Origin of the sequence: Paenibacillus taihuensis (assembly GCF_003386535.1) — a bacterium.
Lineage (GTDB): Bacteria > Bacillota > Bacilli > Paenibacillales > Paenibacillaceae > Paenibacillus_Z > Paenibacillus_Z taihuensis.
In genome coordinates this window covers 143,903-161,149 of record NZ_QTTN01000005.1, presented here as the reverse complement: position 1 = coordinate 161,149, position 17,247 = coordinate 143,903, and the positions used below count along the sequence as shown (strand labels likewise).

Here is a 17,247-nt window from a genome sequence, read left to right as displayed (position 1 = left end):
CTTGTTACTTTTTTAAAAAAAGACTGACCCCTCTGCAGATGCAATCTGCAAAAGAATCAGCCTTTATCTGTGTTTGATTAACGTCCTGCTACAACGATACGGTTAAGCGCACGCTGCAGAGCAAGCTCAGCGCGTACTTGATCGTACTCGTCGCGCTTGCCGTTCAGACGCTGCTCTGCACGCTGCTTCGCTGCTTCTGCGCGAGCAACATCAATGTCGCCCGGCAGCTCAGCGCTCTCAGCCAAGATAACCACTTTATCCTTGCGGATCTCGAGGAAGCCGCCGTTAACGGCGATCACTTCTTCGGAGCGGTCTTTCTTGATTGTGACAGGAGCAATCTTCAAAGGCGTAACCATCGGAATGTGGTTCGGCAGAATACCGAGTTCACCCTCGGAACCTTTGACGATAATCATATTTACATCCTGAGCGTAAGCCTTACGCTCAGGCGTTACAATTTCCAATAAAAAGGAGCTCATGGTTTACCTCCCTAAACAGCTCTGAAGCGAATTAAACCTCTTGAGCGAGTTTTTCCGCTTTAGCAACCGCGTCTTCGATCGTTCCGACGTTGTGGAATGCCGATTCCGGAAGGTGGTCGTACTTACCTTCAAGAATTTCTTTGAAGCTGCGTACCGTTTCCTTAACAGGAACGTACAAGCCCGGGATACCATTGAACGCTTCAGCAACGTGAAGTGGTTGCGCGAAGAACACTTGAATACGACGCGCACGGTGAACGACCAGCTTGTCTTCTTCAGACAATTCGTCCATACCGAGGATCGCGATGATATCCAGAAGCTCTTTATAACGTTGCAGAACTTTCTTAACGGATTGCGCTACTTGGTAGTGTTCTTCGCCAAGAATTTCCGGAGTCAGAATACGGGAAGACGAAGCGAGCGGGTCAACGGCTGGGAAGATACCCATCGCTGCGATGTTACGCTCAAGGTTAGTCGTTGCATCCAAGTGGGCAAACGCCGTTGCAGGAGCCGGATCCGTATAGTCATCGGCAGGAACGTAGATCGCTTGAATGGAAGTAACGGAACCTTTTTTCGTCGAAGTGATACGCTCTTGCAGTTGACCCATTTCAGTTGCCAATGTTGGTTGGTAACCTACCGCGGACGGCATACGGCCGAGCAATGCGGATACTTCGGAACCAGCTTGCGTGAAGCGGAAGATGTTGTCGACGAACAGAAGAACGTCTCTGCCTTCTTCATCACGGAAGTACTCAGCCATTGTCAAACCTGTCAAAGCTACGCGAAGACGCGCACCTGGAGGCTCGTTCATTTGACCGAATACCATTGCAGTTTTAGCGATAACGCCGGAGTCGCTCATCTCGTGGTAAAGGTCGTTACCTTCACGAGTACGCTCACCAACGCCGGCGAATACGGAGATACCGCCGTGCTCTTGCGCGATGTTATGGATCAACTCTTGCATCGTTACCGTTTTACCTACGCCCGCACCGCCGAAGAGACCGATCTTACCGCCCTTGGAGTAAGGAGCCATAAGGTCGATAACTTTGATACCTGTTTCCAGGATCTCTTGGGAAGTCGACAGCTCTTCGAATGTAGGAGCTTGACGGTGGATCGGGTTAGCGATCGTACGGTCAACATCACCGTTGTTATCGATTGGATCGCCGAGTACGTTGAATACGCGGCCAAGTGTTGCTGGTCCTACAGGTACTGTGATTGGGTTACCCAAGTCAACAGCTTCCGTACCTCTGACAAGACCGTCAGTGGAAGACATCGCAACGCAGCGAACCAGGTTATCACCGAGGTGAGTTGCAACTTCAACCGTAAGGTTGATGTCCACTTCGCCTGGGTTTTGAGCTTTTTTCTCAATTTTTATCGCATTAAGAATCTCAGGCAAATGACCGTTCTCGAACGCGATGTCGACAACCGGACCTGTTACCTGGACTACATGCCCCTTGCTCATTGGTGTACCTCCTTCATGTTTTTCCGAAGAAATAAAAGTTTATGTTACGCCTGCGCGTTCGCGCCGCCGACGATTTCCGCGATTTCTTGCGTGATTGCTGCCTGACGCGCACGGTTGTACGTCAACGTCAAGCCTGCGATCATCTTCGTCGCGTTCTTCGTTGCATTGCCCATCGCAGTCATACGTGCGCCGAACTCGCTCGCTTTACCTTCCAATACGGAGCTGTAGATAACCGTTTCCGCGTATTTAGGAAGAAGAACATCGAGTACCTTCTCAGGTGACGGCTCATATTCGTAGCTTGCCTTCGCGCCTGTGAATTCAGACTGATCCAGTGGAAGCAGCTGTTTAACTACAGGAACTTGGGTCATTGCGTTGTAGAATTGGTTGTAAACCAGGTTCAGTTCGTCATACTTGCCTTCCTCGAAGCCTTTAACGGCTGCTGCCGCTACCGACTTGATATCAGCAAATTTAGGTGTGTCGGAAAGTCCCGTTACTTCGCCGGCAAGAGCTACGCCCCGGCGCTTGAAGTAATCGCGGCCTTTACGTCCGATGACGAATACGTCGTATTCAGCAGAAGACTTATGCTTCTCTTGAATCTCCGTCCACACTTTACGAAGCACGTTCGCATTGTATCCGCCTGCCAAACCGCGGTCCGACGTAACGACCAGATAAGCCGTACGCTTAATTTCGCGGGTTTGCAGCATAGGATGCTTAATTGTGCCCCCGCCCGATGCAATGCTAGCTACGACTTCTTTGATTTTCTCCGTATATGGACGCGATGCTACAGCCGCGTCTTGAGCTCTTTTGAGCTTCGCGGATGCAACCATCTCCATAGCCTTCGTAATCTGCTTCGTATTTTGCTTACTCTTGATCGAGCGCTTAATTTCGCGCATACCTTTAGCCATTCGTTGTCACCACCTTATTACCGGCAACCGGCAAGGCCGAAGCCTTGCCTTAGCCAGTTCTATTCCGCGCTTAAGTTAAAACTTAGACCGACGCTGCAAAGCTGTTCTTGAATGTTTTGATTGCTTCAACAAGCACTTTCTCATTGTCGGAAGTCAAATCTTTCGTGTCGCGGATGGAAGCGAAAATTTCTGGTTTGTTTGCATCCACGTAAGCCAGGAAGCCTTGTTCGAAACGACGAACGTCTTGAACTGGAAGATCATCCACGTGTCCACGAGTTACTGTGTACAGCGATACGACTTGACGCTCTACCGGCAATGGCGCGTTAACGCCTTGCTTCAGAATTTCAAGCGTACGCTCACCGCGGTTCAGACGGGATTGCGTTACTTTATCGAGATCGGAGCCGAACGCTGCGAAAGCTGCAAGCTCGCGGTATTGCGCGAGGTCAGTCTTCAGCGTACCAGCTACCTTCTTCATTGCTTTGATTTGAGCGGAGCTGCCTACACGGGATACAGAGTTACCAACGTTAACCGCTGGACGCTGACCGGAGTAGAACAGGTCGGACTCAAGGAAGATTTGGCCGTCCGTAATCGAGATTACGTTCGTCGGGATGTAAGCCGAGATATCGCCGGCTTGCGTCTCGATGAATGGCAGAGCAGTCAGGGAACCGCCGCCAAGCTCATCGTTCAGCTTAGCTGCGCGCTCAAGCAAACGGGAGTGCAGGTAGAATACGTCACCTGGGTAAGCCTCACGACCCGGAGGACGGCGAAGCAGCAAGGAAAGCTCACGGTATGCTGCCGCTTGTTTGGAAAGGTCATCATAGATAACAAGTACGTGTTTGCCATTGTACATGAAGTACTCGCCCATCGAGCAGCCTGTGTAAGGAGCCAGGTACAAGAGTGGGGATGGCTCGGAAGCACTCGCTGTTACGACGATTGTGTAGTCCAAAGCGCCTTGTTGGCGAAGAGACTCAACAACGGTACGAACAGTCGATTGTTTCTGACCGATTGCAACGTAGATACAAATAACGCCGTTGCCTTTTTGGTTAACGATCGTGTCGATCGCGATTTGCGTTTTACCTGTTTGGCGGTCGCCGATGATAAGCTCACGTTGACCACGGCCGATTGGAATCATCGCATCGATTGCTTTGATACCTGTTTGCATCGGCTCGAATACCGATTTACGGGCCATAACGCCCGGTGCCGGAGATTCGACTGGACGTGTTGCAGTCGTGTTGATTGGACCGTTGCCGTCAACTGGTTGACCAAGTGCGTTAACAACGCGGCCAAGCAGCGCTTCGCCTACAGGAACTTCCATGATACGACCCGTTCTTTTCACTTGGTCGCCTTCGCGGATGCCAGTGTAAGGTCCCATGATAACGACACCGACGTTGCTCTCCTCAAGGTTAAGGGCCATACCCATAACGCCGTTCGAGAATTCGAGCAGTTCGCCAGCCATAGCGTTCTCAAGGCCGTGCACACGTGCGATACCGTCACCGACTTGGATGACCGTACCGACATCAACGACTTGAATTTCGGATTTAAATTGTTCGATCTGTTGTTTAATCAGCGTGCTGATTTCATCAGGTCTGATACTCAATTCCGTTCACCCCTATCTACAATGCTTGAGTTTTCAAAGCTTGTTCAAGTCGAGCAAGCTTGCCGGAGAGGCTGCCGTCATACAGACGATCGCCGATGCGCACTTGTACGCCGCCGAGCAGAGCTGGTTCAACGATTTGTTTTGCGATAATGCGTTTGCCAATCATCGTTCCGAACTGCGCCGACACTTTGGACAGCTCTTCAGCGGACAATGATTTAGCCGTATATATCGTAGCGTGTGCTTGACCGAGCGCATCTCCCGCTACTTTCGTATAAGCTTCGTACACTTCAGCAATCGCATTTTGGCGGCCGCGGATAATGAGAAGCTCTACCGTATTCAGAACCATAACCGTCACCGTATCGGACAGAGCGCCGCGAACGATTTCGATCTTCTTCGAAACTTCAACGTTAGGCAGTCCGAGGAACTTGCGGATTTGCGCATCTCCGGACAGGACGTCAACAACGATTTTCAGCTGTTTCTCAACATCTGCAACCGCGTTGTTGCTTTGTGCCAGTTCGAACAATGCTTTAGCGTAGCGTTTAGCTACGACGCTCTCGCGGCTCATTTGCTTCCAACCTCATTCAAGTATTGGTCAACAAGCTGCTCCTGCGATTTGTCATCGATTTGCTTCTCGATGATTTTGGAAGCGATCATGACGGACATGCCGCTAACTTGCGCGCGAAGGGAAGCAATCGCTTTGTTCTTCTCGCTTTCAATATCTTTCACTGCTTCGTCCTTCAGGCGAGTAGCCTCGGATTTAGCAGCGTGAACGATTTCGTCGGCTTGCTTCGTGCTTGTGTGCTTCGCTTGCTCGATAATGTCGTAAGCGTCTTTACGAGCTTGAGCGAGCGACTGTTTCTGCTCTTCGTATTGTGCTTCAGCTTGCTTGCGGCTGTTCTCAGCACCTTCAAGCTGTTCTTTCACGAACTGCTTGCGCTGTTCCATGATGGAGAAGAGCGGGCCGAAAGCGTACCGGCTAAGCAGCCAGAAGAGAATTCCGAAGGCAATCAGTTGGATGAAAAAATTGGACCATACGATATCCAACGTACGTCACTCCTTTCCGTGGATTAGCTGAATCGTCACCTGACGACCAGCAAAAGGAAGGCGCGGAGGCATAAGGCACTCCCCGCCATAGTTTGTTGAAATGATCTTAAGCTTTACCCAAGAAGATGAACGCGAGTACGAGGGAAATAACTGGAAGTGCCTCTACAAGCGCTACCCCGATGAACATTGTAGTTTGAAGAGTACCGCGAAGTTCTGGTTGACGGGAAATACCCTCAACTGTACGACCTACGATCAAACCGTTACCGATACCTGCACCCAGTGCTCCAAGACCGAATACAATTGCTGCTGCAACTAATGCTAAAGCTCCCATTAGAGAAATCCTCCTTAAAATGTTTACATATAGTTTTATTGTTTCCTGCTAAGCAGGTTTGTTACTAAATACTTAGTGATGCTCTTCGTGAACGATCGCTTGCGACATGTAAACCATCGTCAGCATGACGAAGACGAACGACTGAATTGCACCTACGAAAATACTGAAGCCCTGCCATACGATGAGCGCCGGAATACCGAACCAGCCCATGCCCATGATGACACCGATCATAACCTCACCCGCGAAGATGTTACCGTAGAGACGAAGCGAAAGCGAAAGCGGCTTAGCGATCTCCTTAATGATGTTCAGCGGAAGGAATGCTGCATATGGCTCGATATAGTGCTTGAGGTAATGTTTGCGATTACGACGAAGACCCTCGACGTGCGTAAGCACGATTACGATAGCCATCAGCGCGCCAGAAACAGCAACGTCAGCTGTAGGTGATTTCCACCAAGCGATGTGCGCTTCCTCTTCACCACCAAGGTCCAGCGTCATGCCCAGGAATGTTGCGCCTTCATGTGCGTGCGTGATGATGCCGAACGGAAGACCCAACAGGTTGGCAACAAACAGGTACATGATCAGTGCAATACCCAGCGTCAAGTACGGACGGCCCTTCTTCAAGTCCATCGTCGTACCGATGATGTTCTGAACGAACTCGATAACCCACTCCAGAAAGTTCTGCATCTTCGTCGGATTAGTTACCGAAGCGCCTCGAACTGCCAGCTTTGCAATAACGAACACGATAATGCTGGTGATAACAATCATGAAAATTGCAGCCAGGTCAAAGCGGATGCCGCCTAGATGCACTTCAGGAAAAATATGATCCATTAGTTGTTTTCACCCCTTTCATCGGTAGAATGCCGTACCGCCGAATTCCTCTTGGCAATAAACCCCAGTATGAGTGTTGCCAATTGAGCTACAAATAATCCGGCTACTGTTCCATAAAGGCTGAACGAAAAGTACCTCTCGGCTAAGACTGCAGCGAGCAGTCCGATGCATGCGCGTGTCAGAAAACCAAGATTGCCCCGTTTCTTGACTCCAGCTGCCGCATACGCGCCGACCTGGCGTACTTTCCACGAAAGATGGAAGGCGTTTGCAAGACTTGCCACAGCGCCGAGAATCAAGCCGCCAAAGAGCGGTTTGTACTCCGGAAGCAGGGCCCATCCAATGAAGCATACAGACAAAAAAAAGAACGTAATACGCATAACCGTTCGAAGGTGGCCGGACAGATCATCCATTACTTTGCTTTGCCCCCTGTAAACGCTCGGATCAGAATGATGGTCATGATGACGGCAATGACGAAGCCTACAGCCATACCAACAATCGATCCATACCCGGAACCTTCTGAACCCTCAACCTTGCTGCCAATCCAATAGCCCAGTCCAAGACATACGCCAATTGTTCCGCCAACAGAGCCGATTAGCCCCATCGCACGCCATGGATTATCCCCAAAGCTGCTGTTTTCCGTGCTGCGATTTTTGTCGTTATGGGTTGAATTCATCGCTCGAATCACTCCAAAACTCTTATTTATTTTAGCCAAGCGGGTTCTGGTTTGTCAATTGATATAAATTCAAACATTTAGTGAACGGTAGCCCGAAAACCCTTGATTTTCCTAGGGTTTTCGAGTGTAACAACCGTACAGTAGCACTGTATGCTGTAGCCTTCCACGTGATGCTTCACTAGCAATGTCAACTATGAACGTTGTGTGAACGACTCCGGACGGCTGTCCGTTTTTCCAAAATGATGCAGGATTGCTTGTACAATCCGTTCAGAAGCTCGTCCATCACCATATGGATTCGCCGCTTTGCTCATCCGATCGTAGAGTGCTGCATCTGATAGAAGCGCGTGCGCACGTTCGTATACAAACTCCTCATTCGTTCCAACCAGCTCCAGTGTACCAGCCTCAATACCTTCCGGACGCTCTGTCGTATCGCGGAGAACCAGCGTCGGCACGCCGAAGGAAGGAGCTTCTTCCTGCAAACCGCCGGAATCCGTCATGATCATGTACGTATGCGGGTAGAAGTTATGGAACTCAAACACATCCAGCGGCTCAATGAGCTTAATACGTGGATGATTGCCGAGAATCTCGTTCGCCGGCTCACGTACAGCCGGGTTCAGATGGACCGCGTAGACGATCGCAACATCCTCGAATTCATCCGCGATGCGCTTCACGGCACGGAAAATATTGCGGTGCGGCTCGCCAATCGCTTCGCGGCGGTGCGCCGTCATCAGAATCATCCGCTTGCCCTTCGCCCATTCCAGCACGGGATGGGTGAACGATGGATCAACCGTGTACCGGAATACGTCTGTTGCCGTGTTGCCAGTTATGTAGATTGCGGACTCCGGCTTGTTCTCTCTGCGCAGATTGTCGGCAGACTTGTCCGTCGGTGCAAAATGCACATCGGAAAGCACGCCAGCCAGCTGACGGTTCATCTCTTCCGGATAAGGGGACAGCTTGTTCCACGTACGAAGGCCGGCTTCCACGTGGCCGACTTGAATTTGCTGCAGGAACGCAGCATAGCTGCCCAAGAAGCAGGTCTGGGTATCCCCGTGCACAAGCACGATGTCCGGCTGCGCTTCGCGCAGAATCGGATCGAGACCTTGCAGCACTTTAACCGTCGTTTCAGTTAAGGTTTGACGATCTTTCATGACGTTGAGATCGTAGTCCGGCGTTATTTTGAAGAAATCAAGCACTTGGTCCAGCATCTGGCGATGCTGCGCCGTTACGCAGACGATCGACTCAATATCTTCTGAATGCTTCTCAAGCTCCAGTACGAGCGGAGCCATCTTAACCGCTTCCGGCCGCGTGCCGAATATCGTCATTACCTTAATCTTCGCCAATGCCATTCACTCCTAAAGTCTTAAAGTAAAATTACTTCGTGCCAAACATGCGGTCGCCGGCGTCGCCGAGACCCGGTACGATATAGCCGTGATCGTTGAGGTGACTGTCGAGCGAAGCCAAGAAAATATCAACGTCCGGATGCGCTTCTTGTACGGCCTTCACGCCTTCCGGCGCTGCGATGAGACACATGAGCTTGATCTGCGTACAGCCGCGCGTCTTCAACGCTTGGATTGCCGCGTTTGCCGAACCGCCTGTCGCGAGCATCGGATCGATGACGATCAATAGACGCTCTGGCGCATCGGATGGCAGGTTAACGTAGTATTCAACCGGCTCAAGCGTTTCCGGGTTGCGGAACAGACCGATATGGCCGACCTTTGCCGACGGAATCAGCTTCAGCATGCCTTCAACCATGCCGAGGCCTGCGCGCAGAATCGGAATAAGTCCAAGCATGCGGCCGGAAATGACTTTGCTCGTCGCATCCACGACCGGCGTGCTGACCGTAACGGTCTCGAGAGGCAGATCTCTTGTAATTTCATATGCCATCATGGTCGCGATTTCATCGACAAGTTCGCGGAAATCCTTCGTCTTCGTTTCTTTATCGCGAATAAAGGTCAGCTTATGCTGAATGAGTGGGTGATCGCAAATAGTGAGCTTGCCCATAGGTAATATTCATCCTCCTGAAATGCTTTTCAACTGACTATTATAACATTCGGAGACGCAATGTGCACATTTCGCATCCGGAGCCTTATGAAACACATGCAAAGTATACCCTAAGCGCGTAAATTCTACCTCGGAAAATGGAATCAGGATCCCCCTCCGCCGCAGCTGCTGCCGCAGGACGAGCCACCGCCTCCGCCATCGCTTCCGCTGCTGCAGGAGCTGCCTGAGCTGCAGGAGCTGCCTGAGCTGCAGTTGCTATCCGAGCCGCCATTACTGTCCGAACTGCAGTTGCTTCCGCCGGAATCTCCTCCGCCATCGCCAGAACCGGAGTCATCAGTGCTGCAGATATAGACAGAACCGCCGTCGCCGTTATTGGCTTGGCGCTCCTCTTCGGATTGCGCGGAATCCATCTGTCTCTCGAAATCGCCGGCCGGTCCCCATGACGAGGCAAAATACATCCCCGACAACAGCCCCGTCGTCATGCCCACGGACGTCCAGTCATCACGGTCCTGATTGGTCTGCTCTCGCCCAGTCGATGCCGCAAGCATTCTTCCCCGCTCAACCAAGTAGCGGATGGTCGCATCGATATCGGGAAACTGTTCAGCGGCCCGTACATTAAATCGCTTGCCGCGAAGAGCCTCTTCGCTCTCCAGCTCCAGCTCGCGCATCAGATCATGCGGCATCGGCGTCCGGTAGAACGCTCCCCACAGCTGTCCGCTCACCGGCGCCGGCAGGAACAGCTCGCCGTAAATCCAATCAAACCAAGCACGTTCGCCCGGGTCCGGCTTTCCTCCACCCGGCGCATGAGGCGCGTGATGGATAAGCCAACCGCAGAACCGCTTGCAGAATTGTTCATATTCGCGTGTAAACATAAGCATCTCATGCCACAGATCATCTACGCGCGGACTGTACATCGGCACGCCCTTCAAGACGCCGCACATGAGAAAATAACGCTTCAGCTCGAACCATTGCCACAGCCATTCCCCGTCACGCATGCTTGGCGTTTTGCGCAGGATGCGGTCTTTCACGCGTTCTTCGAAGTCCGCCGTGAGCGCGGCTTCCAGCCGTTCTGCAGCCGGACGGGCAGGATGTCCCTCCGGTACGCCGAGATACTCGGGCGGCTTACGCATCGGAGCAGCTGCGGCCTTTCGCGGCAGCTGGCGTCCACGCCCACCGCCTACGTTTCTGGCATTGTTCGCCCTGCCACCGCTTGCGGAGATGACCTTGAATAAGAAGAACAGAATAAGCACAACGATCACAATAACAAACGGACTCATCTTATGCTGCACCGCCTTGTTTGTGGTATATGGTCATCATATCATGCCGCGGGTGCCAATATAGGTAAAATCTCGGAAATAAACGATTTCTCGGACATTAATAAAGGGCCGTCACTCATCGTCCACGATGACGAGTTACAGCCCCTTATTATTTATTTCTTATGCGCGTTTCTTCACCGTAATAACATGCTTGCCGGCAGCCTCGATACGAATTGCGGAGCCACCCTCTGCTGTCGTCACAGGCTCAACCGAAACACCGTCGAGCATGACCGTCTCATCCGCGGTAACAAGCAGATCCAACTCTACAGACCACCCTGTTTGCTTAAGTTCGAATGAATACGTTTGAACGGATTCCGAATGGCTAATCGACCAATCGAGCACGTTGTGCAGCTCGCCAAGCCCCAAGCTCACGTTCTTCACGCTTATCTCATTCCACTCTTTCGGCAAGCGCGGACGCAGCTTGAGCTTACGACGATGTGCCTCAGGCTGAATTCCGAACATGCCGGTCAGCATAGGCCATGCGATGCCGTATACCGTCCAGGCTTGGACAAAACAGCCGTAATCCGGGGACATCTCCGAGATCGAACCCGGAAGCCGCTTGTTGAACGTCGAAGCGATCAGGCGAATATAGCGAAGCGACTCATCCATCCGGTCATACTGCGCTTCGGCAACAGCCTGAACGCCTGTCGAGATGGTCATCATCTGATCTTGATACAGGCCGGATAAGTAAGTCCCCCATGGTCCCGTGAATTCATCCGTGCCCATACGGTCGAGGGCCCGGATCGCCTTGTCGCGAGGAGCAAGCCCCGTCTCCATCGGCGTGTTGATGACCCAGTTCTTGAACAGCCATGGCTTCTCGCTTGCCGGATCCAGCTGCTGCATCTCTTCCTTCATTGCCTGCATGCTGGCCACTGCGCCTTCCGCTCCCATGCTGCGGGCACGCTCGATATAGATATCAATGCGGCTCATGACCTTCCCGACAGAAGCCATCGCATCGGCATAGAGCCCCTCTTTCTCCAGCCATAGCTCCTTATTGATCGTATCGCCAAGGCGCTCGGCTAACGATGCATATTCATCCGCTTGCTCATGCTCTCCGAGCAGTACAGCCATCTGCGTGCCAGCGCGTAGTGCGGACCATGTATATACGGCTGAATCGATCAGCTCGACATTGAGCCCTTCGATTTCGATAATGCCATAACCCTCAGGCAACAGGTCGCCATCCGGATCCATCTCGCCGAGAAGCCATGACAGTCCTTTCTTGACGCCCGAATACATGCTGCGAAGGAATTGAATGTCGCCGGTCCACCCGAACACATCCCACACGCATTTAATAAAATGCGCCGTTTCCTGCGTGTTGCCGGGATTTGCGACAAGTCCGCTCGTGGACAGCTCGTGTATAATACGACCGTTTCCATTCGTCTCTTCGGATGTGCGCCGTATCAGCTCCAGCGTTTCCTGCGCCATGTCGAGTCCGCCAAGCGGCAGAAGCCCCAGCAGCGTATAGCTGTTGTCGCAGCCGAACCACCACGGATATTCCGGATGCCCAGCCCCCATACCTCGCCCAACCTCCGGCACATCGCGGACAAACCAGTCATTATGGAATTTTACCCAGCCAAACACCTTCTGCAAATGCGGATCCGGAATGGAAATGACCGTCTGCGCGGCAATCGCCTCATAACGCTCGCGCTTGCTAGCCCATAGTTCTTGGCAGCTGGATGCCAGCTTCTTATACGTAAGCAGTGCCGCTTCTTCGGACGTATAAGAGCCCGCGATGAAGAAGCGAATGACCGTCTCGCCCCCTGCCGGAACAATGATGTCATCATAGGTCAGCTCGCCGCTGATTCCTTTTCCTGCTGTCCAGTGCGGTCCGAATAGTTCCCGGCCGACCGCTCCGCTGCTGCACGCGCGATCCGCACCGACGACGACGTGCCAAGGCTGGCCGCCATCTTTGGCGAGGAAGAGTCCTCCATCCTGATCGATACGCCCTTCGTCGAAGCTGTCCTCGATTCCTTTGCCCTCCGAGAACCAGACAGGACTCAGATCCGTTCTTGCAAGGAAGCTGGCGCTAAGGCTTCTAGGTTCGCCGCTCGTATCACGCAATGTATAAGAAATAACAAAGCCCTCTGTATCATCCGGGCAGAACTGGCTGCGCTCGACTTCAAGCTTGAGTGAAGGCAGCGTATATCGATGTTCATTATGAAAAGGATAATTGTGAAAAGAGTCCGATTCCGTCAACCATTTCCTATCATTGGCATCTTCCGAACCACTATTGGCAATACGGAGCCAGAAGCCGTCGAGCAGCTTAATGGGATGCAGCCACAGGCCGCCCATCTCAAGCTTCACGTGATGGCCAAAATCCGGAAATCCTCCGTTCTGGCTGCCGATCATATAAGTCCGGTTGCCAGGCGTAATATAAAGATCCTTCCACGATAGTCCGCTCGTTTCCCGTGACTCGTGATAAGCCCCCAGTATTGGCCCCGTAGTCAGCCGTGCAACAGTTGCCGATGTCATAACATTGCCTCCCCCTTATACAGTTCGATATCGTGTTAGAGCAAGAAGTGCGTAACAGATGCAGCCCGCTCCCAGCGTAACGGCCAGTCCCCCAGTGATGGATACTGTCGCCGCAAGCCAAGCCCCCCACACTCCGCAGATTCCGCTAAGCGAGAAATAGAACGCGGCCTTACCCGGCCCGTTTCCTTCCTCCGCCCTGAGACCTGCAGGCAGCGGAATGCCGAGCAGAACGCCGAGCAGAAACAGCACGGCGCCGATCGCGACAAGCCGGCCAGTGATAGCCATATTCATCAATCCAGCGCCTGCTGCGGCATTAATTAAGGCGGCCATGACCAGCGCTCCGACAATTGCGGCAGAAAGAACATAAAGCTTTATCCGGAGCTTGCCAGCGAGACGGCTGCCAACGCTTCCCCCAAGCAGCATCGCCACAATGACGGTCATGGCTGCAAGGACCGGATTGCCGGCATAGTATAACGTCTTCTGAATCAGAACGGTCTGAACACACATATAACCAATGCCTGTCAAAGCGTAGTAGGCGACCGCACCTACCCGCTTCCGATTGCCGGCTTTGCGCCGCTCCATTCCTTGCATCATGAACAAGGCGAATAGCAGCGTCAGCACGACAATCGCAATCAGCCATTGCTTCAAGGAGTCTGGCAGCGACTGCTGTACGAGGAAGAAGAACGGCTTATCATCTATCGTCGGGTACACGTTGTAGTCGGAGTCCCGGACAAACCGGTCGAACGGCGTTCTCCCCTCGAGCAGCGGCTGCAGCAGTTGTTCATTCGACTCCGGCAGGAACAACGGATTGAGTCCAAGCGACTTCGTTCCCGCTTGCAGCAACTGAAGCTGCTGCTTGCTAAGCGGCGACTTCTGAATGATGGACAACGTCAAATTCGGAGCGGCTGAACCCTCCGGCGCCATGATCAGCGCGGTGTGCTTTGCCACATCACTTGCTTGGAGATCACCGCTGCCGGAATGAAGCATCGCATCGAAGCCCGTATAGTAGGCGCGCAGCCCTTCGAGCCCTTGATGGGAAATGATAATGATACGGCCATCGGTTGTCAGTCGCTTCAGATAGGTTTCAAACGCTTCTCGCGTGAACACATAGTTCTCAGAGAGCGCTTGACCGCCGATGCCGCCGACCTGAGAATATACCAGATCGAGCACGATAAGATCGTATTGCTCACGGCTCTTCTCCAGCACACTCCGGCCATCGCCTACGACCGTATGTACGCCGGGATGATCTAAGATTGATCCGTTGTAATCCGACATCGTCCGCATGCTGCTGACCAGGCCTTGACTCAGCTCGACAGCCGTAACGTCCTTGGCACCGGCCATCAGCGTATACAGAATGTCCCTGCCTCCGCCTGCCCCAACGATAATCGCTTTATTGACAGAGCCTGCTGCAAAAGGCAGAAATTCAATATCTCGGGCAAGCGATCCCATTGTGCTCAGGTCACCATTAAATTTATACATATAACTGCCGGCGCCGCCGTCGACGAATAGGATTCTCCGGTTCTCGTCGGACGTGCCGACCGTATCGGTGCGCGCGAAGCTGTCCCACTTCGTCTGCATAATATGCGCGGACGGATCGGATTGAAGAGTGCCGATAATGGTCTTGTCGGGCGGCGCTCCCTTCATGGCGGCGAAGTCCAGCCGCCATCCGCTTTGCGATCCGCATGCACTCCAAACCGCAATCAGCGCGATTGCTCCGAATGCAGCGATGAACGCATAACTGCTGCCGCCGCGGCGTCCCTCTTCTCGCGGGAACAGGAACAGCGCCGCTCCTGCCGCGAAGCATAGCACGGACAGCAGGAAGATCGTTTCCATGCCGCCAAACCGATTAAGCAGCATATACGCAGCGGCTGCGCCAAGCGCAGCGCCGAACAAATCGGCCGCGTAAATTGTGGCCGCCCGAGCCGCGCCGCTGCGGAACGCGCAGCCGGTCATCCAGCCGAAAAGCAGGAACGGCACGGCGCACAGAAGGGTATAAACAGCAAGCTGATCGACATAAGGGAACCACGCCAGTACGAAACTGAGCAGCCCCATATAAAGCCCTGCACCTACGCATACCCAACCTGTCACCTTCGCGCTTGCCGCCTGCTTACTACGGGATGCTGCGTATGCGCCCGCTCCGATACCGAAGACCGCAAGCGATACGATAAAGGAGACGTAATGATACTGCAGCAACACGCCGAACACATTGGTCAAGGCAATCTCAAGTCCGAGCATGGCCGCCGACATTAGGCCGACACCCAGCGTCCAGGACGCGCCTTTCGATAGCTTGATCATACGGTTATCCCTTCTGTCCTGTTAACGTAATGCTCTCTACGAAGTATTTTTGACCGATGAAATAGAAGATAAGCGACGGCAGCATCGTAACGACGGAAGCCGCCATGAGGTAGTTCCACTGCACGTTGTTCTCGCTCTTGAAGAAGTTGATCCCCAGTGCCAGCGTGTACAGCTCCGGCTTGTTCAGATAGAGCAGCGGGCCCATGAAGTCGTTCCACACCCCGTTAAACTGGAGGATGGCAACGGTAATCAAAGCTGGAATGGTAAGCGGAAGAATGACGCGCCACAGAATGCCGACCGTGCTGGAACCGTCGATCTTCGCGGCCTCTTCCATTTCCGTCGGGATTCCCATGAAGAATTGACGAAGCAAGAAGATGAAGAACGCATTACCGAAGAACGCGGGAACGAACAGCGGGTAGAACGTATTCACCCAACCGAGCTCTTTGAAAAGATAGAATACTGGAATCATCGTTACCGTTCCCGGCAGCATCATGGTTGAAAGCATCACGATGAACAAGAAATTTCTCGCCTTCGCCCGAAAACGAGCAAAGCCGTAAGCGACCACTGTACAAGATACCAGCGTGCCGAATATATTCAGTACCGTCACGAGTAGGGTATTACGCAGCCATCTGCCAAAAGGAAGACCTGTGAATGTTTCCACGTAGTTATGCCACTTGATCGGACTCGGGATCCACTTTACGGGAGTCGCGAATACCTGGTAGGACTCCTTCAACGAGGTGGAAATCATCCATGCAAACGGAATGAGCATCACAAGCGACCCGAGAATAAGCAACCCATAAACAATGAGGTTTTTGATCCAATTCGTTCTGTTCATGGCGCTACTTCCTCTCTCCTTCGTAATACACCCAAGCATTCGACGATTTCACAACGACCAGCGTCAGCGCCAGAATGATGACGAACAAGAACCATGCGAGCGCCGATGCGTAGCCCATATTGAAGTTCTCGAAGGCGTTCTGGAACAAATAATAGTTGAAGAACAGCGTCGAGTTCATCGGTCCGCCCTTCGTCATGACGTAAGCTTCGCCGAACGTTTGCAGCGCGCCTACAATGCCCATGACAAGGTTGAAGAAGATCGTCGGCGTCAGCATCGGAACCGTTACGTTACGGAATCGCTGCCACGCATTCGCGCCATCAAGATTGGCTGCCTCGTACAGCATCGGCGATATCCCCTTCAGTCCGGCCAACCAAATGATCATCCCGCCGCCAATTCCCCAGAGACTCATAATAATAAGCGAAGGCATTGCCCACTTCGGATCGAAGATCCAACCGGGACCGTTAATGCCGAAGTAGCCGAGAACTGTATTTAATAATCCGATTTGCGGATTGAAAATCCACATCCATAGCACCATGACAGACACCCCGCTGACAACAGCAGGCATATAGAAGATGGTGCGGAACAGCCGCATTCCGCGCGTCGCTTGATTGAGCAATAGCGCAAGCGCAAGCGAGAAAATAAGTCCGAGCGGTACGGAGAAGATCGAGTAGGTAACCGTTACTTTAAGCGATTGCCAGAACAGAGGATCACGATGAATGGCTTTGGAATAGTTTTTGAAGCCGACATATTTAGCGGGCGTAAGCAAATCCCATTTCATTAAGCTGATGACAAAGGAAGCAATCATAGGTCCGAACACAAAGCAGAGAAAGCCAATCAGCCATGGCGATATAAGAACGTAGAACCACAATGCTTCCTTGCGCGAAGCGTTAAACCATTTCTTGCGAATGGATTTGCTTGGCTCGGCTCTATCTACGCTCGTCGACGGCATACTCATTTCATCACCTCAAGCTAGTATGTTTTCCGGTCACAATCTGAATAGGGAAGGGCGGGAAGCCGCTTTTCC

At 52.6% G+C, this 17,247-nt stretch carries 17 protein-coding genes; all 17 read right to left on the bottom strand.

What is annotated here, in order from left to right:
- Positions 1-77 precede the first annotated feature (77 nt).
- Positions 78-476: a F0F1 ATP synthase subunit epsilon gene (locus tag A8990_RS06450; RefSeq protein WP_116188194.1), complete on the bottom strand. Its 399-nt coding sequence runs from the start codon at positions 474-476 to the stop codon at positions 78-80.
- Positions 477-507: 31 nt separating this feature from the next.
- Positions 508-1,926 (bottom strand): F0F1 ATP synthase subunit beta, encoded by a 1,419-nt coding sequence (atpD, locus tag A8990_RS06445; protein ID WP_116188193.1) that lies wholly within the window; start codon positions 1,924-1,926, stop codon positions 508-510.
- 44 nt (positions 1,927-1,970) lie between these two features.
- Positions 1,971-2,831: an ATP synthase F1 subunit gamma gene (atpG, locus tag A8990_RS06440; protein WP_116188192.1), complete on the bottom strand. Its 861-nt coding sequence runs from the start codon at positions 2,829-2,831 to the stop codon at positions 1,971-1,973.
- 82 nt (positions 2,832-2,913) lie between these two features.
- Positions 2,914-4,428, bottom strand: a complete 1,515-nt coding sequence (gene atpA / locus A8990_RS06435) for a F0F1 ATP synthase subunit alpha (RefSeq protein WP_116188191.1) — start codon at positions 4,426-4,428, stop codon at positions 2,914-2,916.
- Between the two features lie 16 nt (positions 4,429-4,444).
- On the bottom strand, positions 4,445-4,993 hold the full coding sequence (locus tag A8990_RS06430) for a F0F1 ATP synthase subunit delta (RefSeq protein ID WP_116188190.1): 549 nt from the start codon (positions 4,991-4,993) through the stop codon (positions 4,445-4,447).
- Positions 4,990-5,472: a F0F1 ATP synthase subunit B gene (atpF, locus tag A8990_RS06425; protein WP_116188189.1), complete on the bottom strand. Its 483-nt coding sequence runs from the start codon at positions 5,470-5,472 to the stop codon at positions 4,990-4,992. Before atpF ends, A8990_RS06430 begins: the two co-directional genes overlap by 4 nt.
- Positions 5,473-5,578: 106 nt before the next feature.
- The gene (gene atpE, locus A8990_RS06420) at positions 5,579-5,803 is read right to left on the bottom strand and encodes a F0F1 ATP synthase subunit C (protein WP_090982204.1); all 225 of its coding nucleotides are present in this window, start codon (positions 5,801-5,803) and stop codon (positions 5,579-5,581) included.
- A 72-nt stretch (positions 5,804-5,875) separates the two neighbouring features.
- Positions 5,876-6,631, bottom strand: coding sequence for a F0F1 ATP synthase subunit A (gene atpB / locus A8990_RS06415; RefSeq protein WP_116188188.1), 756 nt, complete (start codon positions 6,629-6,631; stop codon positions 5,876-5,878).
- A complete protein-coding gene (locus A8990_RS06410; RefSeq protein ID WP_116188187.1) occupies positions 6,631-7,041 on the bottom strand; it encodes an ATP synthase subunit I in 411 nt (136 codons plus the stop codon). Before A8990_RS06410 ends, atpB begins: the two co-directional genes overlap by 1 nt.
- Entirely contained in the window at positions 7,041-7,304 is a 264-nt protein-coding gene (locus tag A8990_RS06405) for a hypothetical protein (protein ID WP_116188186.1), read from the bottom strand. Before A8990_RS06405 ends, A8990_RS06410 begins: the two co-directional genes overlap by 1 nt.
- A 191-nt stretch (positions 7,305-7,495) precedes the next feature.
- Positions 7,496-8,644, bottom strand: coding sequence for a non-hydrolyzing UDP-N-acetylglucosamine 2-epimerase (gene wecB / locus A8990_RS06400; protein WP_116188185.1), 1,149 nt, complete (start codon positions 8,642-8,644; stop codon positions 7,496-7,498).
- Between the two features lie 31 nt (positions 8,645-8,675).
- Complete coding sequence (gene upp / locus A8990_RS06395; protein WP_116188184.1) at positions 8,676-9,305, bottom strand: uracil phosphoribosyltransferase; 630 nt, start codon at positions 9,303-9,305, stop codon at positions 8,676-8,678.
- Positions 9,306-9,448: 143 nt separating this feature from the next.
- Positions 9,449-10,582 carry a glycine-rich domain-containing protein gene (locus A8990_RS06390; protein WP_116188183.1) on the bottom strand — a complete coding sequence of 378 codons (1,134 nt, stop codon included), beginning with the start codon at positions 10,580-10,582 and terminating at the stop codon, positions 9,449-9,451.
- A 159-nt stretch (positions 10,583-10,741) separates the two neighbouring features.
- Complete coding sequence (locus tag A8990_RS06385; protein ID WP_116188182.1) at positions 10,742-13,093, bottom strand: alpha-L-rhamnosidase-related protein; 2,352 nt, start codon at positions 13,091-13,093, stop codon at positions 10,742-10,744.
- 15 nt (positions 13,094-13,108) lie between these two features.
- Positions 13,109-15,388 carry a spermine/spermidine synthase domain-containing protein gene (locus A8990_RS06380; protein ID WP_116188181.1) on the bottom strand — a complete coding sequence of 760 codons (2,280 nt, stop codon included), beginning with the start codon at positions 15,386-15,388 and terminating at the stop codon, positions 13,109-13,111.
- Positions 15,389-15,392: 4 nt separating this feature from the next.
- Positions 15,393-16,223, bottom strand: a complete 831-nt coding sequence (locus A8990_RS06375) for a carbohydrate ABC transporter permease (protein ID WP_220376783.1) — start codon at positions 16,221-16,223, stop codon at positions 15,393-15,395.
- A gap of 4 nt (positions 16,224-16,227) precedes the next feature.
- Entirely contained in the window at positions 16,228-17,178 is a 951-nt protein-coding gene (locus A8990_RS06370) for a carbohydrate ABC transporter permease (protein WP_245995868.1), read from the bottom strand.
- Positions 17,179-17,247 lie beyond the last annotated feature (69 nt).